The organism is Micromonospora sp. CPCC 205539 (assembly GCF_036906815.1).
Lineage (GTDB): Bacteria > Actinomycetota > Actinomycetes > Mycobacteriales > Micromonosporaceae > Micromonospora.
In genome coordinates this window covers 32,965-52,864 of sequence record NZ_JBAKHW010000026.1, presented here as the reverse complement: position 1 = coordinate 52,864, position 19,900 = coordinate 32,965, and the positions used below count along the sequence as shown (strand labels likewise).

Annotated in this window: 17 protein-coding genes; 14 read left to right on the top strand and 3 right to left on the bottom strand. The window is 71.8% G+C overall.

The genetic code is table 11. The annotated features are described in order from the left end of the window. Nucleotides 1–215 precede the first annotated feature (215 nt). The 5 genes from V6V47_RS22010 to V6V47_RS21990 all read left to right on the top strand — a co-directional run bounded on the left by V6V47_RS22010 (nucleotide 216) and on the right by V6V47_RS21990 (nucleotide 6,192). Complete coding sequence (locus V6V47_RS22010) at nucleotides 216–1,271, top strand: ABC transporter ATP-binding protein (RefSeq protein WP_334630247.1); 1,056 nt, start codon at nucleotides 216–218, stop codon at nucleotides 1,269–1,271. Beyond that, nucleotides 1,268–2,293 carry an ABC transporter ATP-binding protein gene (locus V6V47_RS22005; protein WP_334630185.1) on the top strand — a complete coding sequence of 342 codons (1,026 nt, stop codon included), beginning with the start codon at nucleotides 1,268–1,270 and terminating at the stop codon, nucleotides 2,291–2,293. Before V6V47_RS22010 ends, V6V47_RS22005 begins: the two co-directional genes overlap by 4 nt. Continuing rightward, nucleotides 2,290–3,297 (top strand): ABC transporter permease, encoded by a 1,008-nt coding sequence (locus V6V47_RS22000; protein ID WP_334630184.1) that lies wholly within the window; start codon nucleotides 2,290–2,292, stop codon nucleotides 3,295–3,297. The genes V6V47_RS22005 and V6V47_RS22000 overlap by 4 nt, the downstream gene beginning before the upstream one ends. Nucleotides 3,298–3,307: 10 nt before the next feature. Then, the gene (locus V6V47_RS21995) at nucleotides 3,308–4,294 is read left to right on the top strand and encodes an ABC transporter permease (protein ID WP_334630183.1); all 987 of its coding nucleotides are present in this window, start codon (nucleotides 3,308–3,310) and stop codon (nucleotides 4,292–4,294) included. Between the two features lie 155 nt (nucleotides 4,295–4,449). Then, nucleotides 4,450–6,192, top strand: a complete 1,743-nt coding sequence (locus tag V6V47_RS21990; protein WP_334630182.1) for an ABC transporter substrate-binding protein — start codon at nucleotides 4,450–4,452, stop codon at nucleotides 6,190–6,192. A 284-nt stretch (nucleotides 6,193–6,476) separates the two neighbouring features. Here the strand turns inward: V6V47_RS21990 and V6V47_RS21985 are convergent, their stop codons facing one another. Continuing rightward, nucleotides 6,477–8,621 carry a S9 family peptidase gene (locus tag V6V47_RS21985; protein ID WP_334630181.1) on the bottom strand — a complete coding sequence of 715 codons (2,145 nt, stop codon included), beginning with the start codon at nucleotides 8,619–8,621 and terminating at the stop codon, nucleotides 6,477–6,479. Between the two features lie 86 nt (nucleotides 8,622–8,707). On the opposite strand from V6V47_RS21985, the gene mshB reads away from it, so the two are divergent. The 3 genes from mshB (at nucleotide 8,708) to V6V47_RS21970 (ending at nucleotide 10,629) form a co-directional block, all read left to right on the top strand. Then, a complete protein-coding gene (mshB, locus tag V6V47_RS21980) occupies nucleotides 8,708–9,634 on the top strand; it encodes an N-acetyl-1-D-myo-inositol-2-amino-2-deoxy-alpha-D-glucopyranoside deacetylase (RefSeq protein ID WP_334630180.1) in 927 nt (308 codons plus the stop codon). Between the two features lie 71 nt (nucleotides 9,635–9,705). Beyond that, nucleotides 9,706–10,086 (top strand): hypothetical protein, encoded by a 381-nt coding sequence (locus tag V6V47_RS21975; protein WP_442934283.1) that lies wholly within the window; start codon nucleotides 9,706–9,708, stop codon nucleotides 10,084–10,086. Nucleotides 10,087–10,164: 78 nt separating this feature from the next. Beyond that, complete coding sequence (locus tag V6V47_RS21970; protein WP_334630178.1) at nucleotides 10,165–10,629, top strand: hypothetical protein; 465 nt, start codon at nucleotides 10,165–10,167, stop codon at nucleotides 10,627–10,629. A 153-nt stretch (nucleotides 10,630–10,782) separates the two neighbouring features. Here V6V47_RS21970 and V6V47_RS21965 read toward each other — a convergent pair whose 3' ends face one another. Further along, the gene (locus tag V6V47_RS21965) at nucleotides 10,783–11,934 is read right to left on the bottom strand and encodes a GNAT family N-acetyltransferase (RefSeq protein ID WP_442934282.1); all 1,152 of its coding nucleotides are present in this window, start codon (nucleotides 11,932–11,934) and stop codon (nucleotides 10,783–10,785) included. Nucleotides 11,935–12,031: 97 nt separating this feature from the next. Between V6V47_RS21965 and fdxA the strand changes: the two genes are divergently transcribed. Genes fdxA through V6V47_RS21940 form a run of 5 tightly spaced genes read left to right on the top strand, consistent with a single transcriptional unit; the run spans nucleotide 12,032 to nucleotide 15,870 of the window. Next, a complete protein-coding gene (gene fdxA, locus V6V47_RS21960; RefSeq protein ID WP_007464872.1) occupies nucleotides 12,032–12,358 on the top strand; it encodes a ferredoxin in 327 nt (108 codons plus the stop codon). Next, a complete protein-coding gene (gene dapC, locus V6V47_RS21955; RefSeq protein WP_334630246.1) occupies nucleotides 12,355–13,461 on the top strand; it encodes a succinyldiaminopimelate transaminase in 1,107 nt (368 codons plus the stop codon). The genes fdxA and dapC overlap by 4 nt, the downstream gene beginning before the upstream one ends. A gap of 15 nt (nucleotides 13,462–13,476) precedes the next feature. Continuing rightward, entirely contained in the window at nucleotides 13,477–14,571 is a 1,095-nt protein-coding gene (locus tag V6V47_RS21950) for a prephenate dehydrogenase (RefSeq protein WP_334630176.1), read from the top strand. A gap of 10 nt (nucleotides 14,572–14,581) precedes the next feature. Next, entirely contained in the window at nucleotides 14,582–15,223 is a 642-nt protein-coding gene (locus V6V47_RS21945; RefSeq protein WP_334630175.1) for an SIMPL domain-containing protein, read from the top strand. Further along, complete coding sequence (locus V6V47_RS21940) at nucleotides 15,223–15,870, top strand: nucleoside/nucleotide kinase family protein (protein WP_334630174.1); 648 nt, start codon at nucleotides 15,223–15,225, stop codon at nucleotides 15,868–15,870. Before V6V47_RS21945 ends, V6V47_RS21940 begins: the two co-directional genes overlap by 1 nt. 12 nt (nucleotides 15,871–15,882) lie before the next feature. Here V6V47_RS21940 and V6V47_RS21935 read toward each other — a convergent pair whose 3' ends face one another. Next, nucleotides 15,883–16,440 (bottom strand): sugar O-acetyltransferase, encoded by a 558-nt coding sequence (locus tag V6V47_RS21935; protein ID WP_334630173.1) that lies wholly within the window; start codon nucleotides 16,438–16,440, stop codon nucleotides 15,883–15,885. Nucleotides 16,441–16,599: 159 nt separating this feature from the next. Between V6V47_RS21935 and V6V47_RS21930 the strand changes: the two genes are divergently transcribed. After that, nucleotides 16,600–19,896 carry a S8 family serine peptidase gene (locus V6V47_RS21930; protein ID WP_334630172.1) on the top strand — a complete coding sequence of 1,099 codons (3,297 nt, stop codon included), beginning with the start codon at nucleotides 16,600–16,602 and terminating at the stop codon, nucleotides 19,894–19,896. Nucleotides 19,897–19,900: the final 4 nt, after the last annotated feature.

Genomic DNA, 19,900 nt, shown 5'->3' with positions numbered 1-19,900 from the left:
GACGTGCGGGCACGGCATGAATAGCCGTGGATGGCGAGGTGACGGGTATGCAGGGCTGATGCGGACTCGTTACGCTCGGGCCCGCTGACAGGTACGGACTTTGTAGCTTATTTTCGCCCTCAGGACTTTCCTGTAAGTTCTCTTCGTCACTGAGGGAGGCGGCCGTGGACATTTCGGATCCGGCGCCGTCCGGGGAACCGGACGACCGTCCCACCGTGCCGGAGCAGCGCTCCGAGCAGGACGCCTACCTGCGGGTGAGCGACCTACGGGTCCGGTTCGACACTGAGGACGGCGTGGTGCGCGCGGTCGACGGGGTCTCGTTCGCCGTCGAGCGGGGCCGCACGCTCGGCATCGTCGGTGAGTCCGGCTCCGGCAAGAGCGTCACCTCGCTGGCCATCCTCGGCCTGCACGATCCCAAGCGGACCACCATCACCGGCGAGATCTCCGTCGGTGGCCGGCAGCTGGTCGGCCTACCCGACGACGAGGTACGCCGGCTCCGCGGTCGGGACCTGGCGATGATCTTCCAGGATCCGCTCTCGGCGCTGCACCCCTACTACACAGTGGGCCGACAGATCGCCGAGGCGTACCGGGTGCACCACCCGAAGGCCAGCCGGCGAGAGGCCCGCCAGCGGGCGATCGACATGCTGGACCGGGTCGGTATCCCGCAGCCCGCGCGCCGCTTCGACCAGTACCCGCACGAGTTCTCCGGTGGCATGCGCCAGCGGGCGATGATCGCCATGGCGCTGGTCAACGACCCCGCGCTGCTGATCGCGGACGAGCCCACCACCGCGCTGGACGTCACCGTCCAGGCGCAGATCCTGGACCTGCTCGCGGACCTCCAGGCCGAGTTCCACTCCGCGATCATCCTGATCACCCACGATCTCGGCGTGGTCGGCCAGGTCGCCGACGACGTGCTGGTGATGTACGGCGGGCGGGCCGTCGAGCGCGGCAGCGTCGAGCAGGTGCTCCGCCAGCCTCAGCACCCGTACACCTGGGGGTTGCTCTCCAGCGTGCCGTCGCTGCACGGCGACGCGGACGCGGACCTGTTGCCGATCCGGGGCAACCCGCCCAGCCTGATCAACCTGCCGCCCGGCTGCGCCTTCCACCCACGTTGCCGGTACGCGGACCGTAACGGCGACCGGTCCCGGACCGAGGTGCCCGAGCTGCGCGAGGCCGGCTCGGACGGCCACCTGGTCGCCTGCCATCTCGCCGCCGAGGAGCGCTCCGCGCTCTACGCCGAAGACATCGCATCCGTGGGGGTGGCCCGATGACCGATGAGCCGCTGCTGCGGGTCCGTGGCCTGAGCAAGCACTTCCCGGTACGCCAGGGTCTGCGCGCCACCGGCCTGGTGCGGGCCGTCGACGGGCTGAACTTCGACGTGCGTCCGGGCGAGACGCTCGGTCTGGTGGGGGAGTCGGGCTGCGGCAAGACCACCACCGGCCGGATGCTGGTGCGGTTGCTGGAGCCGACGGCCGGAAGCATCGAGTTCGCCGGACGGGACATCACCCACGCCGGTCGGCGTGAGCTGCGCCCGCTGCGCCAGGACCTGCAGATCATCTTCCAGGACCCGTACGCCTCGCTGAACCCCCGGCACACCGTCGGCCGGATCGTGGCGATGCCGTTGCAGGTCAACGGGATCAAGCCGCCGGGCGGCATCAGGGCCCGGGTGCAGGAGCTGCTCGAGCTGGTCGGGTTGAACCCGGAGCACTACAACCGGTACCCGCACGAGTTCTCCGGTGGTCAGCGCCAGCGCATCGGCATCGCCCGCGCGTTGGCCCTGCGACCCAAACTGATCGTCGCCGACGAGCCGGTCTCCGCGCTGGACGTCTCGATCCAGGCGCAGGTGGTCAACCTGCTGCGCGACCTGCAACGGGACCTCGGCCTGGCGTTCGTGTTCATCGCCCACGACCTGGCCGTGGTGCGGCACTTCAGCCAGCGGGTCGCGGTCATGTACCTGGGCCGGATCGTGGAGATCGGCGACCGAGCGGACATCTACGAGCGCCCACAGCACCCGTACACCCGTGCGTTGCTCTCGGCGATTCCGGACGTCACCCAGCTCGGCCCGGCCGGCCGGATCCGGCTGACCGGCGATGTGCCCACTCCGCTCGACCCGCCGTCGGGCTGCCGCTTCCGGACCCGCTGCTGGAAGGCGCAGGACGTCTGCGCGACCGAGGAGCCGGCGCTGGTCCCGCGCGACGGCGGCAACCAGGCCACCGCGTGTCACTTCCCGGAAGTCCCCGAGGGGGAGGCGGTCAGGTCGACCGACGCGATCGTCGAGGAGGTGTCGTCGTGAGCCTGTCCCCCGTGGAGGGTGTGGCGCTGGCCGAGATCGAGTCCGGCCCGGAGGCGGGCGCGCCCGGGATGAAGGGTGTCGTCGGCCGGTCGCCCGGTCAGCTCGCCTGGCTCCGGCTGCGCCGGGACCGTACGGCCATGGTCAGCGGCGTACTGCTGATCCTCTTCATGCTGTTGGCGCTGGCCGCTCCGCTGATCGAGATGGCCTACGGGGTCGGTCCGCGGGAGCAGTTCCAGAGCCTGCTGGACAACTTCGGCATGCCCCTGGGCTACGCCGGCGGTGTGACCGGCGACCACTGGTTCGGCCTGGAGCCGGGGCTCGGACGGGACATCTTCATCCGGCTGATCTACGGGCTGCGAACGTCGCTCTTCATCGCGTTCGCCGCGGCCCTGATCACCGCGACGCTCGGTGTGGTGCTCGGTGCCCTCGCCGGCTACCTCGGCGGCTGGTTCGACGCGGTGATCAACTGGATCACCGACCTGACCCTGGCCATGCCGTTCCTGATCATCGCGCTGGCGCTCACCCCCACCCTGACGTTGCGCTTCTACGGCGAGCGAGGGCAGGTGTCCGCGGCCTTCGGGGTCGGCGTGCTCATCGCGGTCTTCGCGATCTTCGGCTGGACGAGCACGGCGAGACTGGTCCGCGGGCAGGTCATCGCGCTGCGCGAGCGGGAGTTCGTGGAGGCCGCCAAGGCCAGCGGCGCCGGCCTGGGGCACATGCTCTTCCGGCAACTGCTGCCGAACATCTGGGCGCCGATCCTGGTCTCGTTCTCCCTCGCCGTGCCGCAGTTCATCACCAGCGAGGCCGCGCTCTCGTTCATCGGCGTCGGTCTCAGTGACGAGACCCCGAGCTTCGGCCGGATGATCTACGACAGTCTGGACTATCTCCAGACCGACCCGGCCTACGTGTTCTTTCCCGGCATCATGATCTTCGCGCTCGTGTTCGCCTTCAACCTCTTCGGCGACGCGTTGCGTGACGCGCTCGACCCGAAGTCCTCCCGGTAGGGGGTTCGCCATGGCGCGATTTCTGCTCAAGCGCATGTTCTCCGCGGCGCTGACCCTGTTCGCGGTGAGCGTGCTGACCTTCCTGATGTTCTTCGCCCTGCCACGTGACCCGGTCACCGGCATGTGCCCAAAGAACTGCAACCCGGAGCGGCTGGAGCGGGTCCGCACCGAGTTGGGCCTCAACGACCCGCTGATCAGTCAGTACGCCGGTTACATGAAGGGCATCGTCACGGGACGGGACCTGGGCAGCGCCCAGGGCGGCCGATGTGACGCGCCCTGCCTGGGCTGGTCGTACGTCACCAACGAGGCCGTCTCGGACACCATCGGCCGAGTGCTGCCGGTGACGCTGAGCATCGTGATCCCGGCGGCCATCCTGTGGCTGCTGCTCGGGGTGGGCCTGGGCATGATCTCCGCGCTGCGCCGTGGCACCTGGCTGGATCGGGCGGCGATCGGCTTCTCGCTGACCGGCGCCTCGTTGCAGCTCTACTTCGTCGGTGCGGTGTTGTTGCTGGTGTTCGTCTACAACCTGCGCCTACTGCCGGTGCCGAGCTACACCTCGATCTTCGACAATCCGGCGAAGTGGGCCAGTGGGCTGGTGCTCTCCTGGGTGGCGCTGGCCTTCCTCTTCTCGGCCATCTACGCCCGACTGTCCCGGGCGCAGATGTTGGAGACGCTGTCGGAGGACTTCGTCCGGACCGCGCGGGCCAAGGGCCTGGCCAAACGCACGGTGTACGGGCGACACGCGCTGCGCGCGGCGATCACCCCGGTGGTGACGATCGCCGGCCTGGACGTCGGCGGGGCTCTCGGTGGCACGGTGATCACCGAGACGACGTTCGGCATCCAGGGGTTGGGGCGTACTGCGGTGGACGCGGTGCGCTCGGGCGATCTGCCCACCATCATGGCCACCGTGCTGATCGCCGCCGTCTTCGTGGTGCTGGCGAACGTGCTGGTGGACCTGCTCTACGCGGCCATCGACCCTCGGGTGCGGCTGCGCTGAGCCGGCTGGACGGTCGGCGTGTCCAGCACCCGCCGGGCGGTGAAATTTATCGACAACTGTTACACAACTCGTAGGTTTTCTTCCTTACGATCCTCGGGACGTCGGCGGTTCTCGCCCCGACGGACCGCACGGCACATTGGTGAAGGAGGTACTTCATGCGACCACGTATAGCAGCCGCCGCAGGCGGCGCGATCGCACTGGTTGTTGCGCTGGGTGCGTGCTCGGAGAACACGGGCGAGGGCACCACGGTGGACACCAACCGGCAGCAGACCGGTGTCATCGCGACCGACCCCAAGGACTCGCAGGGGCCGGCAACCGAGGTGAGCGGCGCCCAGAAGGGCGGCACCTTCACCATCATCCGGGAGACGGCCATCTCCCACCTGGACCCGCAGCGGACCTACTCGTTCGCCGGTCTGATGGCCAACCCCCTCTGGTCCCGTTACCTGACCACCTGGAAGGACGACGGTAAGGGCGGCCTGGTCCTGGTCGGTGACCTGGCCGAGACGCCGGGCACCAACGTCAACAAGGACTGCAAGGTCTGGGAATTCAAGATCAAGGACGGGGTGAAGTTCGAGGACGGCCGGCCGATCACCTCCAAGGAGATCGCGTACGGCATCGCCCGGTCCTTCGACCCGGACCTCTCCGGCGGCCCCACCTACATCCAGGAGTGGCTGGCCGACACCGCCCAGTTCGACACCAAGTGGGATTTCAAGAAGAACAAGACGTCGCTGCCGCCCGGCCTGAGCACGCCGGACGCCAAGACGCTGCGCTTCGAGTTCGCCAAGCCCCGCTGTGACCTGCCGTTCGCGGTCTCGCTGCCGACCACGGCCCCGCTGCCTCCGGACAAGGACACCGGCGTCAACCTGGACCAGCAGCCGTTCTCCTCTGGCCCTTACAAGATCGCCAAGAACCAGACCGGCGTCCAGCTCACCCTGGACCGCAACCCCAACTGGGACCCGGCCACCGACGCGGTGCGCCACCAGTACCCGGACCAGTTCGTGTGGAGCTTCGGCCCGACCGCCGACGCCGCCGTCAACCGGGTGATCGCCGACAACGGCACCGATCAGAACGCGCTGGCCTGGAACTTCGTACCGGCCTCGCTGGTCGCCAAGGTGGCCGGGGATGCGGCGCTGAAGTCGCGGGCCATCCTCTCCCCGACGCCGGCCAGCAACCAGCTCGTGATCAACAACCAGCGGGTCACCGACCTGAAGGTCCGCCAGGCGCTCAACTACGCCATCGACCGCGAGGGCCTGATCAAGGCGATGGGCGGGCAGACAATCGCCGCCCCGCTGACCACGCTCATGCCGCCGGCCACCATCGGCTTCAAGGCGTACGACGCGTATCCCGCCGGTGCCAACGGCAACGTCGAGAAGGCCAAGGAACTGCTCGGCGGCAAGACGCCGGAGCTGGTCCTCGGTGTCGCGGACAACTCGACCGAGCAGCAGCAGGGCGCCCAGCTCAAGGCCAACCTCGAGAGGGCCGGCTTCAAGATCACCGTCCGGAACATCCCGGACGACTCGAAGCTCGACGAGGTCAAGAAGAAGAACAACCCCTGGGACCTGTACATCGGTAACTGGGCGGCGGACTGGCCGAGCGGGGCGTCGATCCTGCCGGTGCTCTACGACGGCCGCACCATCAAGGCCGAGGGCAACAGCAACAGCGCGTACTTCAACGACCCGGCGATCAACACGGAGATCGACCGGATTCTCGCGCTCGAACCGGCCGCCCAGGGTCCCGAGTGGGCCAAGCTCGACGAGCGGATCATGAAGGAGCACGCCCCGGTGGTGCCGCTCTACGTCGACGTGGCCTACAACGTGCACGGGTCCAAGGCTGGCGGGATCTTCATCTCCAGCGTCTTCGGCTACCCGTCGTTCGTGAACGCGCACGTCAAGCCGTAAGTCACACCGCAGGCAGGCAAGGGTCCCCTCCCGACAACGTCGTCGGGAGGGGACCCTTGCCGTTCCCCGGTCGTGATCGAGCACCTAAACGTGGACAGGGTGCCCACGCTGGGGGCCGAGCGCAGTGGGCGGTGTCGGCCGCCGCGGCGCCGATCTTGCAGTTTCGGTCGCCGAGATGCGCGCAATGTCCCCTGTGCCGAGACAACAACTGCAAGATCGCGGAGAGGTCGGCCCGCGCGCGGAGATCTTGGACAGTTTCCAGTGTCCAAGATTCACGATGTCGTCTACCCCAGATGGGTACGGAGGAAGTCGAGCTCCAACGGGAGCAGGCGCTCGGCGGTGCCGTTCGCGGCCATGTGGGTGGCACCGGTCAGCGGCAGCACGGCGTGTGGCCGACCGGCGGCCAGCAGGGCCGCGGAGAGCCGGAGCGTGTGCGCGGCCACCACGTTGTCGTCGGCCATGCCGTGCACCAGCAGCAACGGCCGGGCCTGGTCCGGGGCGAGCACCGGCTCCGCCGCCAACTCGATCAGCGAGTGGTGCGCGTAGATGTCCGTCCCGTCCTCGGGCAGCCCGAGGTAGCGCTCGGTGTACGCGGTGTCGTACAACGCCCAGTCGGTCACCGGGGCCCCAGCGATCCCGCACCGGAACAGCTCCGGGTGGCGCAGCACCGCCAACCCGGCCAGCCACCCCCCGAACGACCAGCCGCGCACCCCCACCCGGCTCAGATCCAGGTCGGGGTGTTTGCCGGCGAGCGCGGTCAGCGCGTCCACCTGGTCGGCCAGGACCACGTCGGCCACCCGCCGGTGGATCGCCTTCTCGAACGACGGGGCCACTCCCGGCGTACCCCGGTTGTCGATCGTGACCACCGCGAACCCGGCGTCGGCCCACCACTGCCGCTCCAGCCACGCCGCTCGGGCGGCCACCACCTCCTGGTGCCCCGGGCCGCCGTAGACGTCCAGCAACACCGGCAGCCGCCGGCCCGTCACGTGGTTGTCCGGGTACAGGACCGCCGCCGGCAGCCGCCGGTCGGTCACCCGTTCCAGCAACGGCAGCGGGGAGTACGGCGGGGTGGCGGCCAGCGACCGCAGCTCGGCCAGCTCCTGGTCACCGCGGTGCACCGTCCAGCGGACCCCGGCGTGGTCCAGTGACGCGACGCCGATCGCCAGCACGTCCGCGCCGACGGCGGCCGTGTACCAGCCCGAGTCGGTGGTGAGCCGTCGGGCGTCCACGCCGCCCCCGATGGTGGTACGCACCCGGAACAGGTGCCGCTCGCTCGGCTCGCCGTCGCTCGCCTCCACCAGCAGGTCGGCCGGGCCGGACGCGTTCGGCAGCCGGCCCACCACCCGCCGCACGTACAGCGACGGCGGGGTGAGCAGGGTGCCGTCGGCGAACAGGCATCGCGCGTCGTACCCGTCGTGGGCCAGCTCCCCGCCGACCAGGACCCGGCCGTCCGGCAGGTGCGCCGGGGTGCCGGCGATCGGCTCGACCCAGCGCGGATCGGCCAGCTCGGCGTGCACCTGCGTCTCCCCGGTACGCGGGTCCACCGCCAGCACCAGCCCGTGCTGCTGCGAGCGGCGCAGCACGGTGATCAGCGGACTGCCCTCGGTCCAGCTCACGGCCGACAGGTACGGGTAGGTCTCGCGGTCCCAGTGCACGTCGACCCAGCCGTCGTCCAGGTCGAGCAGGTGCAGGCTCACCTCCGCGTTCGGCCCGCCAGCCCGGGGGTACGCGATGGCCGTCGGCGGGCTCGCCGGCTCGGCCGGGTCGTGCAGGTGCCAACGCTCCAGCCGGGACTCGTCCACCCGGGCCGCGAGCACCGAGCGGCCGTCCGGCGCCCACCAGTAGCCCCGGAACCGGCCGAACTCCTCGGCCGCGATGTGCTCGGCCAACCCCCAGCTCACCCCGGCGTCCTCGCCGGCCAGCAGGCTGTCGGTGCCATCGGCCTCGATCAGCCGCAGCTCACCCCGGCGGACGCCGTCGGCCGCGTCGGTCACGTACGCCAGCCGCTGCCCGGTCGGGTCCGGCCGTGGGTCCAGCACCGGACCGACGGCGGTCACCTCGACCACGTCCTCGTGCACCAGATCGGCCCGGAAAAGTCGCCCGGCCAGCGCGAACACCGCGACGCGGCCCGCGCCGTCCAGCGCGTACGAGCCGATGCCGGCGGCGCTGAGCCGCAGCCGCTCGCGCAGCGCCCGCTCACCGGGGGAGAGCGCCGCCGCGTTGCCGTCGGCACCCAGCAGGGTGGCCGGGTCGGCGACCAGCCGCTCCTCGGAGGTGGCCACGTCCAGCAGCCAGAGAGCGTCCGCCGGATCCTCCGGGCCGGCGGAGCGCAGGAAGATCACCCGGGAGCCGTCTTCGGCCACGGAGACAGCGCGCGGCGTGCCGTGGCTGAACCGGCGGGTACGGGCGGCCAGCTCCGGAAAGTCCACAGGCCAGATCGTAAAGCCGCGCCGGGCGTGATGTGGCCGACCTGGGTGGACGCGTTGGCGACGGCCGGGCGGAACCGCCGGTTAGAGTGACCGTCGTGACGACGCTGCCCGACCGCCGCCTGTTGCTGGTCCACGCGCATCCCGACGACGAGTCGATCGGCACTGGCTCGACAATGGCCCACTACGCCGCCAACGGCGCGCACGTCACGCTGGTGACCTGCACCCTCGGCGAGGAGGGTGAGATCCACATTCCGGCGCTGGCCCAGCTTGCCGCCGCCGGGGCCGACCAGCTCGGCGGGTACCGGGTCGCCGAGCTGGCCGCCGCCTGCGCCGAGCTCGGCGTCAGCGACCACCGCTTCCTCGGTGGCGCCGGCCGCTACCGCGACTCGGGGATGATGGGGCTCGACACCAACAAGCACCCCCGCGCGTTCTGGCAGGCCGACCTCGACGAGGCCGCCGGGCACCTGGTGGAGATCCTCCGTGAGGTACGCCCGCAGGTGCTGATCACCTACGACCCGAACGGCTTCTACGGCCACCCCGACCACATCCAGGCGCACCGGGTGGCGATGCGTGCCGTCGAGTTGGCCGCTGCGGAGGGCTGCGCTCCGGCCAAGGTCTACTTCACGGCCATGCCGGTCAGCGTGCTGGAGGCCGGCATGACGCACTTCGCCGAATCGTCGGACAATCCGTTCGCCGGCATCGACGATCTCGCCGATCTGCCCTTCGGCACCCCGGACGACCAGATCGCCGCCCGGATCGACGGCACCGACCAGCACGCGGCCAAGGAGGCCGCCATGCGGGCACACGGCACCCAGATCCCGGCCACCTCGTGGCTCTACTCGATCGCCGGCAACTTCGGCGGTGAGTTCATGGGCGTGGAGTTCTTCACCCTCGCGGTCGGTGAGAAGGGCCCAGGCTCCGGTCCGTACGGCTGGGAGGACGACCTCTTCGCCGGTCTACCCGGGTTGACCGGCCCGGACCGGTTGCCGGTCGCGGCGGCCGGTTCCCGGTGACTCTGCCCGCCGCGCCGATGTCGGTCGTGGAAAATCAGGAATCCCCGCCTCCGGCGGGGCCGCCACCGCGAATGCTGGACCTCGGCGTGCGGCTGGCCGGCGCCGTCGTCGTGGTGGTCGCCGGGGTGCTCACCGGGGTGCTGGAGCTGCTGCTCGCCACGGTCCGCGTGGGCGGGCAGCTGATCGGCGTGTCGGCGCTGCTCGCCATCGGGGCCAACATCGCGCTGAGCTGGTTCGCGCACGAGACGGTCGGCCGCCGATGGGCGGTGGCGCTGCCCGCGGTGCCGTGGTTCGCGCTGATGGCGGTGGCCGCTGTCCGGACCTCCGAGGGCGACCTGCTGCTCGCCGGCGACAACTGGGTGGGCCTGGCGATTATCGTGGCCGGGGCGATGACCTTCGCGGTGATGGGCTTCCGGCAGATGCTCGCCCCGCCACCGGTACCGGGCGGCTGATGACGCCACCCAGGTATGGGTGGTAGATATTTCTGCCAGGGGCGCCCCGAGGCGGGGCGTACGGCAGGAGGTCGTGCGATGGACAAGCGGTGGCGCGACATCGGGGTGATCGCGGGAGTGCTGTTCGCGGTCAACGTGGTCGCTCGGCTGACCACCCGATTCGGCTTCGACGGCGACGACGCCGCCGCTGATCGAGTGTCGCTCGTGATGTTCGTGGTGATCGGGCTGATCCTGGCCTCGGTGGCGGTCCGTTGGGGTCGCAGTCGGCCGCTGGCCGCCTGGGCGGCTGACGTCGCCGCCGTGGTGCTCGTGGCGGTGGTGCTGACCGTGCTGGTCGGGCCGCTGCTCGTCGGCAACAGTCCGTTCTCCGGCGGTGCGGGCACCTTCTTCGCCCAGATCTGGCTCTACCTGCTCGCTGCCGGCATCGGCGTCCTGATCGGGTACCTGGTGCTCACCGCGTTGGGTCTCGACCACCGCTCCCAGCAGCTCAAGCGGTACGCCGAAGTCAAGGCCTCCAAGCCCCGCCGAGTCGTCCGCCGCTGACCGCCCGCGCGTCGGCCGCCCCCGCGCGTCGGCGCTTGCCGCGCTTGATCGACTCGGTTTCGCTGATCTGGGGGTGTTCGGGTCGATCGGATGCCGCGAGATCGGGGAAATCGAGTCGATCAACGGGCTTGAGGCGTCTCGCGGCGGCCGGAGTCAGTGTGGGGCGACCCGGGTCAGGTAGGTGTGGTGCGTGGTGAAGCCGAGCCGCTGGTAGAGCGCGACCGCGGCGGAGTTGCGCTGCTCGACCTGGAGGAACGCGTGCGTCGCGCCGGTCGCGCGGCCCCAGTCGGCAAGCGCCGCGATCACCGCCCGCGCCGCCCCCTTGCGGCGAGCCGCCGGCAGCACCTCGATCAGGCTGAGCCCGAGCCAGCGGCCCTGCCCGGTCACCGTGCCCCGGCCGATCGCCACGAGCGTGCCGTCGGCGTACCCGTGGGCGAAGCGCACCTGGTCCACGGCCGTGAGCACGTGTCGGGCGGCATCCGGTAGGCCGCCCTTGCGTCCGCCGGCGATAGCCAGCCACTCCTCGCTCGGCGTGCCGACCAGCTCGATCATCAGCCCGACCAACTCGTCCGTCGCGCCCGCGCGCTCGAGCGCGGGGCCGGGCCGGTCAATGGCCGTTGCGGGCCGCTCGATCGCCGGGCCGGGCGGGTCAATGGCCGTTGCGGGCGGCTCGATCGCCGGGCCGGGTCGCTCGACCGACGTCCAGGACCGCTCGAGCGCGGTGGTGGGTCGCTCGACCGACGTCCCGGACCGGTCGCCCGTTGGTGCACCGGATGCGCCGGTGTCCGTCCATGCGCGCAGCGGCAGTGGCGTGGTCTGTACCAGCGTCGGCGGGCGGCTGTCCCAGCCGCGGGCGTCCAGTTCGGCGCCGACCGGGGCGGCGAGCGGCAGCGGCGTGTTGATCATCGCGGGCTGGCCCTGTTCCGCGTACCAGCGCTCGACCGCGTCCACCGCCGCCGGCAGCGGTCGGTCCGGGTCGCCCACCGGCAGCGCCGAATTGGCCCGACCGGTCCAGCCCTCGGCGGCTCGCAGCAGCCAATCGCCGAGCCGGCCGCGCGTCGGCGCTGGCCAGGCCTCGTCGGCGGCCCGTTCGAGCGCCAGCACCGCCGCGGCCGTCGGTCGGCGGGTCGGCGGCACCCGTTTGGCCCGGTGCACCTGTGCCACCGGCACCCGCAGGCGGCCCTGGGCCGTGGCCAGCGTGAGATGGGTCTCGCTTAGTTCGACCAGCTCTCCGAGCGCGTCGGAGAAGAGCGGGCGGCCTTCGCGAATCCCCACAATCCGCCGGACCACGATCCGGTGTCCCACATCCTGCTGTCGGAGCACGATCGACCCCCTCCCCGGCGAGATACTAGGCTCTTACCGTCGCGGGAGATCGCGGCGTGTCTTGCGGAGGAGAAGACCGGTGACCTACATCATCGCCGAGCCGTGCGTGGATGTGCTCGACAAGGCATGCATCGAGGAATGCCCGGTCGACTGCATTTACGAGGGCAACCGGATGCTCTACATCCACCCCGACGAGTGCGTCGACTGTGGTGCCTGTGAGCCCGTCTGCCCAGTGGAGGCGATCTTCTACGAGGACGACGTCCCCGAGCAGTGGAAGGACTACACCGGCGCGAACTACGAGTTCTTCGAGGATCTCGGCTCGCCCGGCGGCGCTTCGAAGATCGGCAAGGTGGAGAAGGACGCCACCTTCGTGGCCGCCCAGCCGCCGCGCGGCGAGGGCCACTGAACCGGCCCGCGCCGGTCTCGGCACGGCTGCCCGAGTTCGTTTGGGACACCCTGGACGCTGCGGCCACCCTGGCCGCAGCGCATCCAGAGGGCCTGATCAACCTCTCCGTGGGCACTCCGGTCGACCCGGTGCCCGAGGTGATCCGGCGAGCGCTGGCCGACGCGTCCGACGCACCGGGCTACCCGCTGACCGCTGGCGCTCCGGCGCTCCGGGATGCGATCGCGGCCTGGGTCGCCCGGGCCTGCGGTGCCGGGGTCGACGGTCTCGGTGTGCTGCCGACCATCGGCTCCAAGGAGATGGTCGCCTGGCTGCCCACGCTGCTCGGCATCGGCCCGGATGACGTGGTGGTGGTGCCGCCGATCGCGTACCCCACCTACGAGGACGGCGCTCGACTGGCTGGCGCCACGGTGGTCCGTGCCGACTCGCTCACCGCGGTCGGGCCGACCTCCAAGGTCCGGCTGGTCTGGGTCAACTCGCCCGGCAACCCGACCGGCCGGGTGCTGCCCGCCGCGCACCTGCGCAAGGTCGTCGACTGGGCCCGGGAGCGCGGCGCGGTGGTCGCCAGCGACGAGTGCTATTTGTCGCTCGGCTGGTCCGCCGAGCCGGTCTCGGTGCTGTCCCCGGAGGTCTGCGGCGGCAGTTACGACGGGGTGCTCGCGCTGCACTCGCTCTCCAAGCGGTCCAACCTCGCCGGCTACCGGGCGGGTTTCGTGGCTGGTGATCCGGCGCTGGTCGCCGAGCTGCTGCGGGTCCGCAAGCACGCCGGGATGATCGTGCCCGCCCCGGTGCAGGCGGCGATGGTGGCGGCGCTGCAGGACGAGCGGCACGCCGACGAGCAGCGGGAGCGCTACCGCGCACGGCGCGAGGTGCTGACCGCCGCGTTCACCGGCGCCGGCTTCACGGTGGAGCACTCGGAGGCCGGCCTCTATCTCTGGCTCACCCGAGGCGAGGCCTGCTGGCAGACCGTCGACTGGTTGGCCCGGCGCGGCATCCTGGTCGCTGCGGGGGTCTTCTACGGCCCGGCCGGCGGGCAGCATGTCCGGGTGGCGCTGACCGAGTCCGACGAGCACGTCGCCGCGGTCGCCGGCCGACTGCGGGCCTGACCCGGCCGCGCCACGATGACCGACAGCGCGTCCGGCGTACCCGTCGGCGGAGCGGCGGACACCACCCGCCCCGGTGCCGGGTCCGACCTGGCCACGACCGGGCGGTACGCCGGCGTGCGGGCGGCCGTCGTCGGCACCGGCCTGATCGGGGGCTCGGTGCTGCTGCGCCTGGCCGACGCCGGTCTGGACGTGGCCGGTTGGGATCCCGACCCGGTGACCCGCGAGCAGGCCCGGGTCCGTGGCGTGGTCGCTCCGGACACGATCGAGCAGGCCGTGTCGGGGCGGGACGTGGTCTTCCTCTGCGGCCCGCTGCCGAGCCTGCCTCGGACGCTGGCCCAGGTGGCCGCCGAGACGGCACCGGGCTGCGTGCTCACCGACGTCGGCAGCACCAAGTCGCAGGTGGCCGAGGCTGCCGAGCGGCTCGGGCTCACCGATCGTTTCGTACCCGGGCACCCGATGGCGGGCGCGGAGTCCGCCGGCCTGCCGGCCGCCTCCGCGACGCTGCTGGCCAATGCCGCCTGGGTGCTCTGCCCGGCGCCGGGCTCCGCGACGGACGGCTTCCGCTGGCTGACCGGGCTGCTGGTGGAGTTGTTCGGAGCCCGGGTGGTGCCGATGTCGGCGACGGGCCACGACTCGGTGGTCGCGCTCGCCTCGCACGTGCCGCACCTGCTGGCCGGCGCGCTGGCGGGGGCGGCGCAGCGGGCTCCGCTGCGCGACGCGGTGCTGGCGCTGGCCGCCGGCAGCTTCTCCGACGGCAGCCGGGTCGCCTCCACCCCGGGCACGCAGATCGCGAACATGCTGCTCGGCAACCAGGCCCGGGTGCTGCACGAGCTGACCGAGGTCCGCGACTTTCTGGACGAACTGGCCGTCGCCTTGCGGGCTGGCGACGCGGCGGCGCTCGCCGCACGGTACGCGGAGGCCCGCGCGGCCCGGTCGACGCTGCTGAATCAGCGGTTCACGGTGCGGGACCGGGAGTTCCCCGCGGGGGGCGACCGCACGGCCGAGGTGGCCTGGCTGCACGCGCTCGGCGACGCTGGTGGGCACCTGACCGGGTGCGGGGTCGGCCCGGACACCGTCTCCTACAGCGCGCGGTTTCCTGTGGCTGACTAGGGTGAGGGGCATGGCGATGGACGGCCCGGTGGTGCAGGTGCGCGGCGAGGCGTACCGGGAGGTGCCGCCCGAGCTGGCCCGCTTCGCGGTCACCGTGACGGCCCGCGATCGGGACCGGGAGGCGACGCTGACCCAGCTCGCCGAGCGGGCCGCCGCGGTCCGGGTGCTGCTGGACGGCTCCGAGCCGGCGGTGGCCCGGCGGGAGACCGGCGACCTGCGGGTCCGGCCGCAGACCAAGCGTTCCGGCGAGCGGGTGGTGGGCTGGCTCGGCAGCGTCACCACCACGGTCACCGTCACCGATTTCACGGCCCTCGGTGAGCTGATGCTCCGGCTGGCCGAGCAGGATCAGGTCGAGGTGTCCGGCCCGTGGTGGGAGCTGCGCCCGGACAGCCCCGCCCACCGCGAGGCGCGCCACGCTGCGATCGCCGACGCGCTGCAGCGGGGCCGGGAGTACGCCGAGGCGCTCGGCGCGCGGATCACGTCGCTGCTCGAGCTGGCCGACGCCGCTCAGGACGAGCACCCGATGTTCGCCCGTGCGGCGTTCGCCGGTGGCGGTGGTGGTCGACCGGAGCTGGAATTGGACCCGGAGACGCAGACCGTCCGGGCGGCCGTACGAGCGCGGTTCACCATCAGCGACCCGGTCCTGGGCTGATGCCGGCGGCCCGGGTGCTGTCCGTCGACGAGCTGGTGGCCAGAGCGCGCACGCTGGCCGAGGCCGGCCCGCGACAGTTGCTCGGCATCGCTGGCGCCCCGGGTGCTGGCAAGTCCACGCTGGCTGAGCGGATCGTGGCCGAGGTCGGGCCGACGGCCCGGCTGGTGCCGATGGACGGCTTCCACCTGGCGCAGTCGCAGCTGGTCCGGCTGGGCCGGGCCGACCGCAAGGGTGCGGTGGACACCTTCGACGCCAACGGGTACGTGTCGCTGCTGCGCCGGTTGCGCCGGCTGGAGCCGACCTCGGTCTACGCGCCGGAGTTCCGCCGGGAGCTGGAGGAGCCGGTGGCCGGGGCGATCGAGGTGGCACCGGATGTCCGCCTCGTGGTGACCGAGGGCAACTATCTGCTGCTGCCCGACTTCCCCTGGCAGGAGGTCGGGCAGTTGCTGCACGAGTCCTGGTTCCTCGACCTGCCGGCGGAGCTGCGGCAGCGCCGGCTGACCGCCCGGCACGAGGCGTACGGGCGGTCGCCCGAGCAGGCGCGGGCGTGGGCGCTGGGCAGCGACGAGTCCAACGCCGCCCTGGTCGCGGGCACCGCCGAGAAAGCCGATCTGGTGATCCGACTGACCGAGCCGCCGGCGGTCTGAGTCAGACCAGGATCAATCCAACTGCCGTACCGGCCGGGCCGGGTTGCCGACCGCGACCACGTTGGCGGGCAGATCCCGGGTCACCACCGCGCCCGCGCCGACGACGGTGTTGACGCCGATCGTCACCCCGGCCAGCACGATCGCGCCGCCGCCGAGCCAGACGTTGTCGCCGATGGTGATCGGCTTCGCGGCCTCCCACTTGTCGCGGCGTGGCCCGGGCTCCACCGGGTGGGTCGGGGTGAGTAGTTGCACGTTCGGTCCCACCTGGACGTCCGCACCGAGGGTGATCGGGGCGACGTCGAGGAAGACCGCGTTGTAGTTGACGAAGCTGCGTGGCCCGATGCGGATCTGCCAGCCGTAGTCGCAGTAGAACGGCGGTCGGATCCAGGTGCCCTCACCCAGCTCGCCGAGCAGGTCGCGGAGCGCCGCGAGACGCGCCTCCGGGTCGGCTGCCGCGCTGGTGTTCACGCGCTCCATCAGCCGGGCGGCCCGGTCCAGGTCGGCGCTGATCTCGGGATCGTCGGCGAGGTAGGGCTCGCCGGCGAGCATGCGGTCCTTCATCGACGTCACCCGGTCGATGATGCCGCTGAAACCAGGTGCGGGTTGGCTGGTCCGTCATTTCCTGGACCACATTTTGCATACCTGGTATGCAACCATATCGATGGTCGAGAACATCTCCTGTGGTAATGACGCTCCACCGAGGAGGATCCGTTGCATCGAAGTAGCAGAATGGCCATCGCCGCCGTCGTCGCTCTCGTGCTGGGCAGTCCCACGGTCGCGGTAGCCAACCCGTCAGCTGCCAGCAGCCCCGCCCCGACCCCGCACCCCGCCGCCCGCACCGGCGCCGCGGCCTCGACCACCGTCACGCTGCTCACCGGCGACCGGGTCACCGTCACCGCGTCCGGGTCCGCCGCGGTCCGTCCCGCCCCCGGGCGAAAGCACATCCGCTTCCTCACCACCCGCGATCGCGGCCATCTCACCGTGCTGCCGCAGGACGCTCTGCCGCTGATCCGGGCCGGTCGGGTCGACCGGCGACTCTTCGACGTCACCGGGTTGATCGACGCCGGCTACGACGACGCGCGCCGAGACCACCTGCCGGTGCTGATCACCAACCGCGCCGGTTCCCGACAGCGCGCCGCCGCGCCTGCCGGCCTGGTCGTCACCGCACAGTTGCCGGCCATCGGCGGGGTGGCCGCGACGGCGGACAAGCAGCGCGCCGCCACCCTCTGGGCGACGCTCACCAACGCTGGCGCCCGGGTCGGTACGGCGGAGGGCGCCGACCGGATCTGGCTCGACGGCCGCCGCCACGTCACGCTGGACCACAGCGTCCCGCAGATCGGCGCCCCGGCCGCGTACCAGGCCGGATTCACCGGCCAGGGCGTGCGCGTGGCGGTGCTGGACACCGGCGTCGACGCCGGTCACCCCGACCTGAACGGCAAGGTCGCCGAGCAGCGCAACTTTACCGAGGAGCCCGCGGCCGGTGACATCGTCGGCCACGGCACCCACGTCGCCTCGATCATCGCCGGCAGCGGTGCCGCGTCCGGCGGCAAGTACCGAGGCGTCGCCCCGGACGCCACCCTGCTGGCCGGGAAGGTCTGCGAGCAGGGTGGCTGCACCGAGTCGGCGATCCTGGCCGGCATGCAGTGGGCCGCTGTCGACCAGCATGCCGACGTGATCAACATGAGCCTGGGTGGGACCGACACGCCGGACGTCGACCCGCTGGAGGCGGCGGTCGACGCGCTGACCGCACAGACCGGCGCGCTCTTCGTGATCTCCGCTGGCAACGCCGGCACGGACGGCTCGGTCGGCTCGCCGAGCACCGCCGACGCCGCGCTCTCGGTCGGCGCGGTGGACCGCGACGACGCGCTGGCCGAGTTCTCCAGCCGGGGCCCTCGAGTGGGCGACGGCGGGCTCAAGCCGGACCTGACCGCACCCGGGGTGGAGATCGTCGCAGCCCGGGGCGACGGCACTCTGCTCGGCGAGCCGGTGGGGGACGAGTACGTCTCGCTCTCGGGCACCTCGATGGCCGCGCCACACGTCACCGGCGCCGTGGCACTGCTCGCCCAGCAGCACACCGGCTGGGCGGCGGCTCAGCTCAAGGCCACCCTGATGGCCTCCGCCAAGCCGCACGCGGAGCAGACCGCGTACGAGCAGGGCGCCGGCCGGGTGGACGTGGCCCGGGCGATCACCCAGCAGGTGGTCAGCAACCCCGTGAGCGTCTCCTTCGGTCGGACGGTCTGGCCGCACGACGACGACACCCCGGTCACCCGGGAGGTGGCGTGGCACAACGACGGTCCCGGCCCGCTCACCCTGGATCTGACCATCGAGGTGACCGGCCCGGACGGCCAACCGGCGCCGGCCGGCATGTTCGCCCTCGGCGCGGCCCAGGTCATCGTGCCGGCCGGCGGCACCGCCGGTACGACCGTCACCGCGGACACGCGGCTCGGAACGGACGGCTACTGGACCGGACGGATCGTGGCCCGCTCCGGGACGACCGTCGCGGTCACCCCGGTCGCGGTCGACCGGGAGGTGGAGAGCTACCAGGTCACGGTGCGGCACGTGAACACCGCCGGCGCGGACGCCACCGACTACAGCACCTCGTTGATCCGGCTGGACGACCTCGCCAGCTACGACCTGTACGACCCGGATGGCACCGTCGAGGCCCGGGTGCCCAAGGGCCGCTACGGGCTGGGCACCGTCTTCTTCGCGGAGGCGGGGGTCGAGCAGCTGGCGCAACCGGAGCTGATCGTCGAACGCGACACCACGGTCACCGTCGACGCCCGGCGGGCCCGTCCGGTACGCAGCGCCGTGCCGGATCCCTCGGCCACACCGGCGCTGGTGGACATCGGGGCGACCTTCCTCACCGGCGACGGCTTCTACGGGTTCGGCCTGCTCGCGTTCGACTTCACCGGGCTGGCCACCGGGCAGCTCGGCCGGCCGGTGTCCGGTGACCGGTTCGTCGCCAGCGTGAGCAGTCAGTGGGCCGATCTGGAGGTGGCCACCAGCCCCTACCTGTACGCGCTCAGCGAGGGCTTCCCGGGGCGGATGCCGACCGGCTTCGACAAGACCTACCGCAGCCGGGACCTGGCCACCGTCACGCACCACTTCCGCGGCGGCTATCCGGGCCTGGTCGGGGAGCGGGTGGTCTACCCCCACCTCGACCCGGACGTGGGCGGCTGGGCGATCGGTCTGCCCACCGCGGTGCCGGGGCAGCGGGTCGAGCACTACAACACCCGCGGAGTCCGCTGGTCCTCGGAGCTGATGGTCGGGGCGCCCACCGATGAGGGGTGGACCGACCTGAAGCTGATGCTGAGCTCCGAAACGCGGGCGTACCGAGCTGGCCGGCACACCCGGGAGAGCTGGAACAGCGCGCCGTACGGGCCGTCCTTCCCCGCGCCACGCTGGCCCGGCGAGGGCGTCACCCGCATCGGCGACCAGATCGAGGTGGGGCTCTCGCTGTACAGCGACGCGGAGGGGCACGCCGGCGCGTCGGTCACCGACACCGGCCGGACGGCCCTCTACCGCAACGGTGTGCTGGTCGGCGAGGTGCCCGAGTCGGGTTACGGGCAGTTCACGGTGCCGCCCGGCGACGCGGGTTATCGGTTGGAGGTGTCGTCGAAGCGGAGCTTCACCGACCTCAGCACCGAGATCAGCACGGCGTGGACGTTCCGGTCCCGGCACGTCGCCGGCGACGACTACCGGCAGCTGCCGGTGTCGGCCATCCGGTTCACGCCACCACTGGACCGGGACAATGCCGCTCCGGCCGGCCGGAGCCTGGTCATCCCGGTGCAGGTGCAGCGGCAGCCCGGCGCCACCGCGTCGCGGCTGACCGGGCTGACCGTGGACGTCTCCTACGACGGTGGCCGCAGCTGGCAACCCGCCCGGGTCCAGCACGGCGGGCACGGTTGGACGGCCACCGTCCGGCATCCCGCCGGGGCCGGTTACGCGTCGCTGCGGGCCACGGCCCGGGACGCCGCCGGCAACACGGTGACCGAACGGATCATCCAGGCGTACCGGTTGCGCTGAGGCG

Excerpts from the sequence above, each read along its gene's own strand:
- V6V47_RS21950 (WP_334630176.1), top strand. The coding sequence starts at position 13,477 with ATGACCGACAGCGCGTCCGGCGTACCCGTCGGCGGAGCGGCGGACACC.
- V6V47_RS21990 (WP_334630182.1), top strand. The coding sequence starts at position 4,450 with ATGCGACCACGTATAGCAGCCGCCGCAGGCGGCGCGATCGCACTGGTT.
- V6V47_RS21945 (WP_334630175.1), top strand. The coding sequence starts at position 14,582 with ATGGCGATGGACGGCCCGGTGGTGCAGGTGCGCGGCGAGGCGTACCGG.
- V6V47_RS21930 (WP_334630172.1), top strand. The coding sequence starts at position 16,600 with ATGGCCATCGCCGCCGTCGTCGCTCTCGTGCTGGGCAGTCCCACGGTC.
- V6V47_RS22005 (WP_334630185.1), top strand. The coding sequence starts at position 1,268 with ATGACCGATGAGCCGCTGCTGCGGGTCCGTGGCCTGAGCAAGCACTTC.
- V6V47_RS21975 (WP_442934283.1), top strand. The coding sequence starts at position 9,706 with ATGCTGGACCTCGGCGTGCGGCTGGCCGGCGCCGTCGTCGTGGTGGTC.
- V6V47_RS21940 (WP_334630174.1), top strand. The coding sequence starts at position 15,223 with ATGCCGGCGGCCCGGGTGCTGTCCGTCGACGAGCTGGTGGCCAGAGCG.
- V6V47_RS21995 (WP_334630183.1), top strand. The coding sequence starts at position 3,308 with ATGGCGCGATTTCTGCTCAAGCGCATGTTCTCCGCGGCGCTGACCCTG.
- V6V47_RS21970 (WP_334630178.1), top strand. The coding sequence starts at position 10,165 with ATGGACAAGCGGTGGCGCGACATCGGGGTGATCGCGGGAGTGCTGTTC.